At 68.2% G+C, this 12,443-nt stretch carries 15 protein-coding genes and 1 riboswitch; of the genes, 1 reads left to right on the top strand and 14 read right to left on the bottom strand.

The features are described 5' to 3' along the window. Positions 1-42: 42 nt before the first annotated feature. From DM373_RS08100 to cobO, 14 genes are all read right to left on the bottom strand, one after another. The gene (locus tag DM373_RS08100) at positions 43-594 is read right to left on the bottom strand and encodes a glutathione peroxidase (protein WP_110993052.1); all 552 of its coding nucleotides are present in this window, start codon (positions 592-594) and stop codon (positions 43-45) included. Between the two features lie 43 nt (positions 595-637). Then, entirely contained in the window at positions 638-760 is a 123-nt protein-coding gene (locus tag DM373_RS29425) for a hypothetical protein (protein WP_279630459.1), read from the bottom strand. Continuing rightward, a complete protein-coding gene (locus DM373_RS08095; protein ID WP_110993051.1) occupies positions 757-1,959 on the bottom strand; it encodes an MFS transporter in 1,203 nt (400 codons plus the stop codon). The genes DM373_RS29425 and DM373_RS08095 overlap by 4 nt, the downstream gene beginning before the upstream one ends. 64 nt (positions 1,960-2,023) lie before the next feature. Further along, positions 2,024-2,428 (bottom strand): MarR family winged helix-turn-helix transcriptional regulator, encoded by a 405-nt coding sequence (locus DM373_RS08090; protein ID WP_110993050.1) that lies wholly within the window; start codon positions 2,426-2,428, stop codon positions 2,024-2,026. A gap of 176 nt (positions 2,429-2,604) precedes the next feature. Beyond that, positions 2,605-3,342, bottom strand: a complete 738-nt coding sequence (locus DM373_RS08085; RefSeq protein WP_110993049.1) for an adenosylcobinamide-GDP ribazoletransferase — start codon at positions 3,340-3,342, stop codon at positions 2,605-2,607. A gap of 1 nt (position 3,343) precedes the next feature. Then, positions 3,344-3,913, bottom strand: a complete 570-nt coding sequence (gene cobC / locus DM373_RS08080) for an alpha-ribazole phosphatase family protein (protein ID WP_110993048.1) — start codon at positions 3,911-3,913, stop codon at positions 3,344-3,346. After that, a complete protein-coding gene (cobT, locus tag DM373_RS08075) occupies positions 3,910-4,965 on the bottom strand; it encodes a nicotinate-nucleotide--dimethylbenzimidazole phosphoribosyltransferase (RefSeq protein ID WP_110993047.1) in 1,056 nt (351 codons plus the stop codon). The genes cobC and cobT overlap by 4 nt, the downstream gene beginning before the upstream one ends. Further along, the gene (cobU, locus tag DM373_RS08070; protein WP_110993046.1) at positions 4,962-5,483 is read right to left on the bottom strand and encodes a bifunctional adenosylcobinamide kinase/adenosylcobinamide-phosphate guanylyltransferase; all 522 of its coding nucleotides are present in this window, start codon (positions 5,481-5,483) and stop codon (positions 4,962-4,964) included. The genes cobT and cobU overlap by 4 nt, the downstream gene beginning before the upstream one ends. After that, the gene (locus DM373_RS08065) at positions 5,476-6,939 is read right to left on the bottom strand and encodes a cobyric acid synthase (protein ID WP_110993045.1); all 1,464 of its coding nucleotides are present in this window, start codon (positions 6,937-6,939) and stop codon (positions 5,476-5,478) included. Before DM373_RS08065 ends, cobU begins: the two co-directional genes overlap by 8 nt. Further along, positions 6,936-7,928, bottom strand: coding sequence for a threonine-phosphate decarboxylase CobD (gene cobD / locus DM373_RS08060; protein WP_110993044.1), 993 nt, complete (start codon positions 7,926-7,928; stop codon positions 6,936-6,938). The genes DM373_RS08065 and cobD overlap by 4 nt, the downstream gene beginning before the upstream one ends. Continuing rightward, a complete protein-coding gene (gene cbiB / locus DM373_RS08055; protein ID WP_110993043.1) occupies positions 7,921-8,829 on the bottom strand; it encodes an adenosylcobinamide-phosphate synthase CbiB in 909 nt (302 codons plus the stop codon). Before cbiB ends, cobD begins: the two co-directional genes overlap by 8 nt. After that, positions 8,826-9,476, bottom strand: coding sequence for a 5,6-dimethylbenzimidazole synthase (bluB, locus tag DM373_RS08050; protein WP_110993042.1), 651 nt, complete (start codon positions 9,474-9,476; stop codon positions 8,826-8,828). The genes cbiB and bluB overlap by 4 nt, the downstream gene beginning before the upstream one ends. Beyond that, complete coding sequence (locus DM373_RS08045) at positions 9,473-10,768, bottom strand: cobyrinic acid a,c-diamide synthase CobB (protein ID WP_110993041.1); 1,296 nt, start codon at positions 10,766-10,768, stop codon at positions 9,473-9,475. Before DM373_RS08045 ends, bluB begins: the two co-directional genes overlap by 4 nt. Further along, positions 10,765-11,376, bottom strand: coding sequence for a cob(I)yrinic acid a,c-diamide adenosyltransferase (cobO, locus tag DM373_RS08040; protein ID WP_110993040.1), 612 nt, complete (start codon positions 11,374-11,376; stop codon positions 10,765-10,767). The genes DM373_RS08045 and cobO overlap by 4 nt, the downstream gene beginning before the upstream one ends. 110 nt (positions 11,377-11,486) lie before the next feature. Continuing rightward, positions 11,487-11,707, bottom strand: a riboswitch (cobalamin riboswitch). A 151-nt stretch (positions 11,708-11,858) separates the two neighbouring features. On the opposite strand from cobO, the gene DM373_RS08035 reads away from it, so the two are divergent. Beyond that, on the top strand, positions 11,859-12,437 hold the full coding sequence (locus DM373_RS08035) for a hypothetical protein (protein WP_110993039.1): 579 nt from the start codon (positions 11,859-11,861) through the stop codon (positions 12,435-12,437). Positions 12,438-12,443: the final 6 nt, after the last annotated feature.

Raw genomic sequence — 12,443 nt, 5'->3', positions numbered from 1 at the left:
TCCTGCACCTGGCGGCCTACATGCAATCCCAAGGCAGCCACCTCACGGCTGCGACGCAATCGCCTTCTCGATCGCCGCCGTAAACGCCGGGTCATCCGGCTTGGTCAGGCTGGAGAAATTACCGATGACCTTGCCCTTGCGGTCCACCACGTACTTGTAGAAGTTCCACTTCGGTGCGCTGCTCTGGCGCGCCAGTTCGACGAACAGCGGGATCGCATCCTTGCCCCGTACCGGCTGGGTCTTGGTCATGGTGAAGGTCACGCCGTAGTTGGCGTAGCAGACCTTGGCGGTCTTCTCGCTATCGGCGTCTTCCTGTTTGAAGTCGTTGGACGGCACGCCGAGCATCTCGAGCCCTTGGCCGTGGTACGCCTTGTAGGTCGTCTCCAGCCCTTCGAACTGCGGGGCGAAGCCGCAATAGCTGGCGGTATTGATCACCACCAGCGGCTTGCCGGCAAAGCGCTGGCACAGGTCGATCTGCTCCTTGCCACGCAGTTCGGGCAGGCTGCCCTGCAGCAGTGCCGGGCAATCAGCGGCCCAACTTGAAGTGACTGCGGCCAGGGCCAGCAGGGGTAAGGTCAGCCAGCGTGCATGCATCAAGGGGTGCTCCTGCAGGTAAATGCTCCTTGCAGGGTAGCGCCTAACACAGGCTCATGCCCAGCTGCAGCAACGCCAGCCCGCCCTGGTGCCAGCCCCACCAGGCCAGCGCCAGCAGCAACACCGCAGCAAGCGCCAGCAGGCCGCGCCCCAGCAGGCGGTTCATGCCGCCTGCGCCTGCAACCGGGCGACCGGGCGCTCGCGCACCGGCCAGTTAAGTGCGGCGGCCAGCAGGCTGAGCAGGATAGAGATCTGCCAGACCAGGTCGTAGCTGCCGGTCTGGTCATACACCACACCGCCCAGCCAGCCCCCCAGGAACGCCCCCAGCTGATGGAACAGGAACACGATGCCCCCGAGCATGGACAGGTTGCGCACACCGAACAGCGTAGCCACGGTGCCATTGGTCAACGGTACCGTCGATAGCCACAGCAGGCCCATGGCGATGCCGAACAGGTAGGCGCTGACCTGGGTCACCGGCGCCCACAGGAACAGCACGATCACCACTGCCCGCAGCAAGTACAGCGCGGTCAGCAGGCGCGGCTTGGACATGCGCCCGCCCAGCCAGCCGGCGGTGTAGGTACCGACGATGTTGAACAGCCCGACCAGCGCCAGCACCGTGGTACCGGTAATGGCCGGCAGGTGCTGGTCGACCAGGTAGGCCGGCAGGTGCACGCCGATGAACACCACCTGGAAGCCACAGACGAAGAAGCCCAGGGCGAGCAACCAGAAGCCCGAATGCGAGCAGGCCTCGCGCAACGCCTGGCCAAGGCTCTGATCGGCGCCATGGGCAGGCATCGGGTTGTCGCGCAACAGGCCCACCAGCGGCACGATCAGCGCCACCATCAGGCCCAGCACCAGCAGCGCCGCCGACCAGCCCAGCCACTGGATCAGGCCGAGGGTGCCGGGCAGCATGGCGAACTGCCCGAACGAACCCGCCGCGCTGGCGATGCCCATGGCCATGCTGCGTTTTTCCGGCGGCACGGCACGGCCGACCACGCCGAGAATCACCGAGAACGACGTGCCTGAGAGCCCAATGCCGATCAACAGGCCGGCACTGAGCGACAGCGACCAGATCGAGTCGGCCATGCCCATCAGCACCAGCCCCGTGGCGTACAGGATGCCGCCGATGATCACCACCTTCGCCGCGCCCAGCCGGTCGGCCAGCGCGCCGGAGAACGGCTGGGCCAGGCCCCAGATGAGGTTCTGCAGGGCGATGGCGAAGGCGAACACCTCGCGGCCCCAGCCAAAATCGGCGCTCATCGGCGCCAGGAACAGGCCGAAGCCATGCCGCACACCCAATGACAGCGCAAGGATCAGCGCCGCCCCCAGAAGTACCCAACCGCTGGTCCGCCATACGGAAGTCATTGTCGTTGTCTCCAGCACATCGCAAGGTTTATGCGGGTATATACCCGCTTCTGATCGTAATGGATCAAGCCAGCCGTTCCAGCAGGCGCACCAGTTCGTCGCGCTGACCTTCGCCCAGTTGTTCCACCAGTTGCTGCTGGGCCTGCTGCCAGGCCGGGTGCGCCGCTTCAAGCCGCGCCCTGCCCGCCTCGCTCAACAGCACCAGCCGGTTGCGTTGGTCGTCGCCGTCGGCCAGTTGTACCAGCCCGTCGGCCTCCAGCACCCGCAGGTTGCGGCCCAGGGTGCTGCGTTCAAGGCCCATGGCCTCGGCCAGGCTGGTGATGCTCGGACGGTCGAGCCGCTGCACATGGCGCAGCAGGGAAAACTGGGCGACATTGATGCCGAAGCCGGCAAGGGCTTCGTCGTAATGTCGGCTCACCCCACGGGCAGCGCGACGCAGATGGGTACAGATGCATTCACTGGTCAACATGGATACGTGTATATACCCGCAATATGGATGTTGCAAGAAGTTTCATAATTCATGGCGTCATGGCCTCATCGCGGGGCAAGCCCGCTCCCACAGGTACGATGCTTGCCTGGAGATTAGCGCGATCCATGTGGGAGCGGGCTTGCCCCGCGATGAGGCCAGCGCTGGCAATCGAACAATCAGCCGGCCATTACCGCCAGCCCAACCACCACCGTCAACTCCAGCAGTTCCAGCACCGCTCCCGCGGTGTCTCCGGTGGTACCGCCCAGCCGCTTGCACATCAACCGGCGCAGCCCGCCAAACACCAACAGCACCAGCCCGAGCAGCCAGAACACCGACCAGCCCCCGAGCACCACGCTTGCCAGCGCACACCCCAGTAGCACCCATCCTGCGGCCTGGCGCGGCAAGTGTTCGGCCAGCGCCGCCCCCAGCCCGCCGGCCCGCACATAAGGCGTGGTCAGGAACAACCCGAGCATGGCCGCCCGCCCAACCACCGGCGCCAACACCAGCACGCCGCCCGCCCCGTGCTCGACCAGCACCCACAGCGCGCAGAACTTCAGCAGCAGCACCAGCACCAGGGTCACCACAGCAATCGGCCCGCTACGCGGGTCCTTCATGATCTGCAGGGTGCGCTCGCGATCGCCGAAGCCGCCCAGCCAGGCATCGGCGCTGTCGGCCAGGCCGTCGAGGTGCAGGGCGCCGCTGAGCAGCACCCACAAGGCCAGCAACAGCGCCGCCTGCAAGGGCGCCGCCACCCCCTGCAACAGCTGGCCGGCCAGCCACAGCAGCAGGCCGAACAGCAGCCCGACCGCAGGATAGAACAGCACCGAGCGCCCCATCTGCGCAGGCGTCGGCATACCTGGCAGGCTCACCGGCAGGCTGCTGAGAAACTGCAGGGCAATCCAGAACGGCAGCATCTCAGCCGACCTCGCGTAACTGGCCATCAAGGCCGGCCTCAAGGCGCATCAACGCCCCATGGCCGACCTCGACTTGCAGCAGCTGCTCACGGGGCAAACCACGCGCCCTTGCCAGCAACAGGCGCATCACCCCACCGTGGGTGACCAGCAGCACGCGCTTGCCGGCATGCTCGCGGGCCAGGCGTTCGACCGTCGCCACAACCCGCCCGGCAAACGCCAGCACCGGCTCACCGGCCGGCGGCGTGAAGGCGTAGGGATCATTCCAGAACAGGCCCAGGGCATCGGCTTCGGTCTGCATGATCTGCGCCGCGCTGCGCCCTTCCCAGTCGCCAAAGTGCAGCTCGCGCACATCTGCCTCGCGCTGCACCGGCAAGCCCAGGCGCGCGCCCAGTTCGTCGGCGAACAACGCACAGCGCTGCAGCGGTGAGCTGACCACGATGTCCCAGGGGCCAGCCTGTGCCACGGCCTGACGCATCTGTGCCCAGCCGGTGGCGGTCAGTGCATCGTCCAGGCTGCCGCGCAGGCCGCCACCCAGTTCGGTCTCGCCGTGGCGCAGCAGGTCGAGGATCATGCCGGGCGGTCCGCCACCGCCGCTTCGGCGAAGGTCGCCATTTGCCCGTGCAGGGCACAGGCCAGGCGCAGCAGCGGCACAGCCAACGCCGCACCGCTGCCTTCGCCCAGGCGCAGGCCCAGGGCCAGCAGTGGCTCGGCCTGCAACGCGGCGAGCAGCGTCTTGTGGCCCGGCTCGGCGCCCTGGTGGGCGAACAGCAGCCAGGGGCGGCAATGCGGGTTGAGGCGCACCGCCACCAGGGCGGCGACGCTGCAGATGAAGCCATCGACCAACACCGCCACGCCGTGCTGGGCACAGGCCAGGTAGGCGCCGGCCAGCGCGGCGATCTCGAAGCCACCGACACAGGCCAGGGCCTGCAGCGGTTGGTCGGCGCGCAACCCGTGCAGTACCAGCGCCGCCTCGATCACTTCGGCCTTGTGCCGCACACCGGCGCTGTCCAGGCCGGTGCCCGGCCCGCTCAGTTCGCGCGCCGGGCAGCTCAGCAAGGTGCTGGCCAGGGCCGCTGCCGCCGTGGTGTTGCCAATGCCCATCTCGCCGCCGATGAACAGCTGGGCGCCGTCCTCGACCGCACGCAGGGCGCTGTCGCGACCGGCCTGCAGGGCGGCGGCCAGCTGGGTGTCGGTCATCGCCGGCTGGCGGGCGAAGTTGGCCGTGCCCGCGCCCAGGCGCAGGTGGTGCACGCCGGGCAGTTCGAGGGACGGATCGATGGTGCCGAGGTCGACCACCTCAAGACTTGCGTCGAGCTGGCGGGCCAGCACGCTGATCGCCGCGCCGCCACCGACGAAGTTGCGCAGCATCTGCCCGGTCACTGCTTGCGGGTAGGCGGAGATGCCCTCCTCCACCACACCGTGGTCGCCGGCGAAGATGCTGATCGCGACCTTGTCCACGCTGGGCCGTTCGCGCCCCTGCAAGGCGGCCAGGTGAATCGCCAGGCCTTCGAGCTGGCCAAGGGAACCGGCGGGCTTGGTCAGTTGCTGCTGACGGGCGCGGGCCTGGTCCATGGCGGCGGTGTCGAGGGATTGGCAGGCATCACGCCACCACATCTGGGTCATAGAGCGGGTCCTTTGAGCATGAGAGGGAGGCCGGCCACGGTCAGCACCACGCGCTGGCAGCGTTCGGCCACGGCCTGGTGCAACAGCCCGGCGTGGTCGACGTAGCGGCGGGTCAGCTCGCCCATGGGCACCACGCCCAGGCCGGTTTCGTTGCTGACCAGGATGATCGTGCCGGGCAATTGCTCAAGGCACGCCAGCAGCGCATCGCGCTCCTGCGCCAGGCGTTGCTCGTCGTCGAGCATCAGCAGGTTTGTCAGCCACAGCGTCAGGCAGTCCACCAGCAGGCAACGCCCTTCGCCGGCTTCGGCACGCAGCACCTTGGCCAAGGCCAAGGGTTCTTCGATCAGCCCCCAGTCGGCCGGGCGGCGTTCACGGTGCAGGCGCACCCGGTCGTTCATCTCGCCATCGAGCGCTTCGCTGGTGGCGATATAGGTCACCGGCAGGCCACTGGAGCCGGCCAACTGCTCGGCCAGGCGGCTCTTGCCCGAGCGGGCGCCGCCGAGGATCAGGTTACGCATGGGCAGTGATTCCACACAGCTGGCGCAAGTGCGCGGTGTCCAGGTGTTGCTCGACCAGGTCGGCCAGGCGCTCGATATCACGCTCGCGCAGGGCCTCGTAGTCGATGGCCTGTACATCGGCGAGCCCGGCCCAGCGCAGCAGTGCCGCACACGACTGGCTGCCTTCGAACAGGCCGTGCAGATAGGTGGCGAGAATCTGCCCGTCGGCACTGATGGCACCGTCGCTGCGGCCGTCCTGCAACTGCACGGCTGGATGCTCCAGCGCCGGGCCACGGGTGACACCGGCATGAATTTCGTAGCCGGCTATCGGTGATTGCGCCAACGCCAGCGTGCCACTGACGTTGCGCAGTTGCTTCTCGGCCTCGAGCACCGTCTCGTAGTCCAGCAGGCCAAGCCCGGCACTGGAGCCGGCCGGGCCTTCCAGGCCGAGCGGATCGTGAACTTCGCGGCCCAGCATCTGCAAACCGCCGCAAATGCCGATCAGCTTGCCGCCGTAGCGCAGATGCCGGGCGATGGCCGTGTCCCAGCCACGCGCGCGCAACTGCGCCAGGTCCCCGCGCACGCTCTTGGAGCCGGGCAGGATGATCAGGTCGGCGGGCGGGATCGGCTGGCCCGGGCCGATGAATTGCAGGTCGACCTGCGGGTGCAGGCGCAGCGGGTCAAAATCGGTGTGGTTGCTGATGCGCGGCAGCACCGGGACTATCACCTTGAGCAGCCGTTCGCCCTTGACTGCTTGGCGCACGTCGATGCCGTCCTCGGCCTCCAGGTGCAGGTCGGTGACAAAGGGCAGCACCCCAAGCACCGGCTTGCCGGTGCGCTGCTCCAGCCAGTCCAGGCCCGGTTGCAGCAAGGCGATATCGCCACGGAAGCGGTTGATGACGAAGCCTTTGACCCGCGCCTGCTCGCTCGGCGAGAGCAGCTCCAGGGTGCCCACCAGGTGCGCGAACACCCCGCCACGGTTGATATCGGCCACCAGAATCACCGGGCAGTCGACCGCTTCGGCAAAGCCCATGTTGGCGATGTCGCCGGCGCGCAGGTTGATCTCGGCGGGGGAGCCTGCGCCTTCGACCATCACCACTTGATAGGCCTGTTCAAGCCGCTCATGGGAGGCCAGCACCGCCTGCATGGCAATGGCTTTGTAGCCGTGGTAGGCCACGGCGTTCATGCTGGTGACCGCGCGCCCATGGATGATCACCTGGGCCCCGGTGTCGCTGTTGGGCTTGAGCAGCACCGGGTTCATGTCGGTGTGCGGCGCCAGCCGGCAGGCTTGGGCCTGCACCGCCTGGGCGCGGCCGATTTCGCCACCGTCGGCGGTCACTGCGCTGTTGAGCGCCATGTTCTGCGGCTTGAACGGCACCACTGCAACGCCTTGGCGCAGCAGCCAGCGGCACAGGGCGGTAACCAGCGTGCTTTTGCCGGCATCGGAAGTGGTGCCTTGCACCATCAGGGTGGTCATGCCGATTCCTTTTGATAATCCAGCAACGCGTCGCGCAGGCGTTGCTCCTGCGCCGCATTGGCCGGCAGGCCGAAGCGCAGCGCCGCCGGTTGCTCGAACAGGCGCACGAGGATGCCGCGCCGGGCGAGGAACTCATGTAACTGCGCAGCACGCTCGGTGGCCACGTACTGGAACAGGTCGCAGCCCCCCGTCGGCGCCAGGCCGGCTTCGCTGAGCAACGCCACCAGCCGCGCGCGAGCCTTGGCGCAGCGGTCGATCTGCATCAGGTGGGCCAGTTCATCGGCCAGGCACACCTTGCCCAGCACCCGGGTCGGGCCGCTCACCGTCCACGGCCCCAGCAGCTCGGCCAGCGCCTGCAGCAGTGCCGGTTGCGCCATCACGAAGCCCAGCCGCACGCCTGCCAGGCCGAAGAACTTGCCGAACGAGCGCAACACGATCAGCCCAGGCCGATCGGCATGGGCGCACAGGCTGAGCTTCGGGGTGTTGTCGATGAACGCTTCGTCGACCACCAGCCAGCCGCCCCGCGCTGCCAGCCGGGCGTGCCAGGCCAACAGACGCTCACGGGAGATCAGCCGGCCGGTGGGGTTGTTGGGGTTGACCAGCACCAGCACGTCGAGGCTGTCGAGTGCGTCATCGACCTGGTCGTCAGCCAGCTCGACCAGCGTGTGCCCCGCGCGCTGCCAGGCGTGCGGATGCTCGGCGTAGCAGGGTGTCAGCACCCCGACACGGCCAGGCGCGCGCAGCTGCGGCAGGGCCTGGATCGCCGCCTGGGAACCGGCCACGGCCAGCAACGGATCGGCGTGATAGTAGGTGCGGGCCGCCTGCTCCAGGCCGTCCTCGGTTTCCGGCAACCGCGCCCAGGCCTCCTGGGGAATCGACGGCACGGCATAGGGCCAGGGCGCGATGCCGCTGGACAGGTCGAGCCAACGCTCGCGGGCAATTGCGTACTGCGCCACCGCCCGCAGCAGGCGGCCACCGTGTTCAAGCATTCAGGTAACTCCCCAGGCAGATCACCAGCAACCATAGCCACACCCCGCGCTGCACCAGGCTCCAGCCGCGCTCGATGGCGTCGGCGTCGGCCATCGGCCCCTCGCCCAGGCGTGGCCGCTCGTGCAGCTCGCCGTGGTACACCGCAGGCCCTCCCAGCTCCACACCCAGCGCACCGGCGCCGGCGGCCATCACGGGGCCGGCGTTGGGGCTGTCCCACAGCGGCCCCTGCTGGCGCCAGCAGCGCAGCGCCAGGCGAGTCTTGCCGAGCACCGCGTAGGTCAGCGCCACCAGGCGCGCGGGAATGTAGTTGAGCACGTCGTCGATACGCGCCGCGCACCAGCCGAAGCGTTCGAAGCGTTCGTTGCGATACCCCCACATGGCATCGAGGGTATTGCTCAGGCGATACAGCACCACCCCCGGCGCACCGGCCACGGCAAACCAGAACAGCGCGGCGAACACGGCATCGCTGCCGTTCTCCAGCACCGATTCGGTGGCGGCCCGGGCTACGGCGGGCTCGTCCAGCTCGCGGGTTTCGCGGCTGACCAGGTAACCGACCCGGCGCCGCGCTTCGTCCAGGTCTCCCTGGCGCAGGGCCTGGGCCACCGGCAGCACATGCTCGCCGAGGCTGCGCAGGCCCAGCGCGCAGTACAGCGCCAGCACATCGACGACCCAGCCAACGTACGGCAGCCAGGACAGGAACAGCGCCAGCAGGGTCAGTGGCACCACGGCAAGGAACCAGGCGCTGACACCATGGCTGCGCCAGCCACGGCCACCGGCATTCAGGCGCCGCTCCAGGTTCGCCGCCAGGTTGCCGAAGCCCACCAACGGGTGCCGGCGTTGCGGCTCGCCGAGCAAGGCGTCCAGGGCCACGCCCGCGACAGTCAGCAAGGCCACGCTCATGGCCGGTCTCCCCAATGGTTCTCGTACAGCATTTCGCTCAGGGGCCGTTGCTCGGCCCAGTTTTCCAGCACCAGCATCGGCGCCGGGTAGAACTCGGTCACCGGCCCCAGGCACAGCACCGCCACCGGTTTGGCCCCGGCGGGCATGCCCAGCAGCTCGGCCAGCGCCTGTGGCTCGAACAGCGACACCCAGCCCATGCCCAGGCCCTCGGCCCGCGCCGCCAGCCAGAGGTTCTGGATGGCACAGGCCAGCGAGGCCAGGTCCATTTCCGGCAGGGTGCGTCGGCCGAAGATGTGCGGCTCGCGGTTGTCCATCAACGCCGCCACCCACAGTTCGGCGCAGTCGTTGATGCCCTCGACCTTGAGCTTCATGAATTCATCGGAGCGTTCGTTCAAGGCGTCGGCGGTGCGTACCCGCTCGTCCTCCACCAGCGCCTGGATACGCGTGCGCAGCTCGGTTCGGGTGATGCGGATGAAACGCCACGGCTGCATCAGGCCGACGCTCGGCGCCTGGTGCGCGGCGGCCAGCAGGCGCTCGAGCAGCTCCGGCGCCACTACCCCACCGGCGAAATGGCGCATGTCGCGGCGCTCACCGATGGCCCGGTAGACGGCCGCGCGCTCGGCGTCGCTGTAGGCGTGCTCGCTCATGGTCGCAGCAGCGCCGCCGCCGCGTCGGGGTTGGAGGGGAAGTAGAAATGCACGTAGGAGGCGGTCAGCCGGCCCAGGCGGTACACCGCTTCGTTGCCACGGCCGCCGTTGGGGCTCAGGCCACGGGCGATCGGCTCCAGCGTGGTGCTGGTCAGCGAGTGGTGATAGGTGTGCCCGCGCAGGGTGCCCTCCGGCAGTTCGACCGCCTGCAAGGCCAGGGCGGCCAGGCGCTTCTGCATGGTCGCCTCGCCCGGCAGCAGGCCGAGCAGCGCGGCGCGTTCGCCGGCCACGTCGGTCAGGGCATCGAGCAGGTAGAGCATGCCGCCGCATTCGGCCAGCAAGGGCTTGCCCTGGGCGTGATGGGCGCGGATCGCCTCCAGCATCGGCGCGTTGGCGGCCAGTGCGTGGTGGTGAAGCTCCGGGTAGCCGCCGGGCAGGTACAGGCTATCCACCGCGGGCAATTCGCGGTCATGCAGCGGCGAGAAGAATTCGAGGTGCGCGCCGAGGTTGCGCAGCAGCTCCAGGTTGGCGCCGTAGGTGAAGGCGAAGGCTTCGTCACGGGCCACGCCGATGCGTACACCCTCGAGCGAAGTCGAAAGCGCGGCAGGCGCTGGCGCGGCAAAACTCACTGGTGGCGGCAACGCCGCATCGCAACTGGCGGCGAGTGCTTCGGCGGCGGCGTCCAGGCGCGCATCCAGGTCATTCAGCTCGCTGGCCTGGACCAGCCCCAGGTGGCGGCTGGGCAGTTCGATGCCGCGCTCGCGGGACAGCCCGCCGTACCAGCGCAGTCCTTCGGTCAGGCTGCCTTCGAGCAATTGCGCGTGACGCAGGGTGCCGACACGGTTGGCCAGCACACCGGCAAACGGCAGGTCCGGCTGGTAGCGCGCCAGGCCCAGGGCCAGGGCGCCGAAGGTCTGGGCCATGGCCGTGCCGTCGATCACGGCCAGCACCGGAACGCCGAAGTGGCGCGCAAGGTCGGCACTCGACGGGGTGCCGTCGAACAGCCCCATCACCCCTTCGATCAGGATCAGGTCGGCATCGCGGGCCGCTTCCCACAGCAGGCGACGGCTCTCATCGGCACCGATCATCCACAGGTCCAGCTGGTACACCGGCGCGCCGCTGGCACGCTCGAGGATCATCGGGTCGAGGAAGTCCGGGCCGCACTTGAACACCCGTACCTTGCGCCCGAGGTTGCGGTGCAGGCGCGCAAGGGCGGCGGTGACGGTGGTCTTGCCCTGGCCGGAGGCTGGCGCTGCGATCAGCACCGCCGGGCACTGACGTGCTTCACTCACAGTTCAACGCCCTTCTGCGCGCGGATACCGGCCTGGAATGCATGTTTGAGCATGCCCATCTCGGTGACGGTATCGGCCAGTTCGACCATCTCGGGCTTGGCCGCGCGGCCAGTGACGATCACGTGCTGCATCGGCGGGCGGGCCTGGATATCGCTGAGCACCTGATCGAGGTCGAGGTAGCCGTGCTTAAGGGCGATGTTCAGCTCATCGAGCACGACGAACTGGATCGCTGGGTCCTGCAGCAACTGGCGCGACACCGCCCAGGCGGCCTCGGCAGCGACGATGTCGCGCTGGCGGTCCTGGGTTTCCCAGGTGAAGCCCTCGCCCATCACGTGGTAGCTCACCTGCTCGGGGAAGCGCCGGAAGAACAGCTCCTCGCCGGTGCTGTTGCGGCCCTTGATGAACTGCACCACGCCGCACTGCATGCCGTGCCCCATGGCCCGGGCGAGCATGCCGAAAGCCGAGCTGCTCTTGCCCTTGCCGTTGCCGGTGAGCACCAGCAGCAAGCCGCATTCGTTAGGGGAGTTGGCGATGCGCTCGTCGATGAGCGCCTTCTTGCGCTGCATGCGCGCCAGGTGGCGTTCGTCGCGTTCGGGGGATTCGCTCATCAGGGTTCTCCGCAGCTGTCGCAGCCAGGCGACAGGTAAAAGGCGGGCAGACGGAGAACGCGCAGGGGCCGTGGCCTGGGCCACATCGCACTGCGCATCACCCTCCGTGATGCCGTTGGCAGTTCCAGGCCGGTCTCCGGGCTCGTGAGCGGGCATCTGGCCCTTGCCTGCGCGCCTTCCCGGGTGCTTGCACCCAGTGGCCCTGCGCGGATTTTCACTCACTTACCGTTGCGGGGGCAGCGCCGGAATCGCGCCTGCTGGCGCCCACCGGCTTCCCAGTTTCACCCTGCCAAACCAAGGTTCGCAGGGCACCTGAAACACGCCGCGAAGGTTAGAGGGTTGCACCGGGAGCGTCAATCGAACGTGGGCCGATCTGGCCTGGATCAATGGCCAATCCGTCGGCTTGTGCCACACTGATGGCAGTGATATCACTTAGCCATCAATCTCGCTGACCTCAATGACAATGACAAGGAGCGCCCAGCATGCAAGGCCTTATAGTCAACAACACCCACTTCGAATTCCTGCGCCCGGCGCTGGAGCGCTGGGTCGACTGCATCGACCGCTTCAACCAGCTGCAAGGGGACGCTGACGCGCCCTACTGGCACGGCAGCGCCGCCAACGTCGGCATGCTCGCGGCAGCGGCCTGGCAAGGCGAGCTGGTGGCACTGCAGCAGTACCAGAGCAAGAAGCAACGTGACGAGGGTGAGCGCGAGGGGCGGTGCGACCTGTCGATCAGCAACGCCGAAGCCTCCGTGCACCTGCATGCTGGCCAGCGCTGGCCACGTATCGCCCGCCTCGACCTGGCCTCGGCGCTGCAGGAAACCGCCGCCCAGGCCAGGCACATCGGCTATGCCAGCCAGCTCAAGGCCGGCGCGCTGTTCGTCACCCCCTGGAAAGCCGGCCAGCACGCCAGCCCCGAAGAGCTGCAGGACCTGGTCGACGACCTGCAGAAGCACACCGCCTGCGCCATCGCTTGGTACTTCCCCTATGCCTATCGCAAGCTGCACAACGAGCTGGGGCAGTACTTCCCCGGCGTGGCGTTGCTGCTCAAACAGGCCTGATGCCCC

The sequence above is a fragment of the Pseudomonas sichuanensis genome (assembly GCF_003231305.1).
GTDB lineage: Bacteria > Pseudomonadota > Gammaproteobacteria > Pseudomonadales > Pseudomonadaceae > Aquipseudomonas > Aquipseudomonas sichuanensis.
The sequence above is the reverse complement of the archived record's forward strand: the minus strand, read 5'-3'. Positions and strand labels throughout refer to the sequence as shown.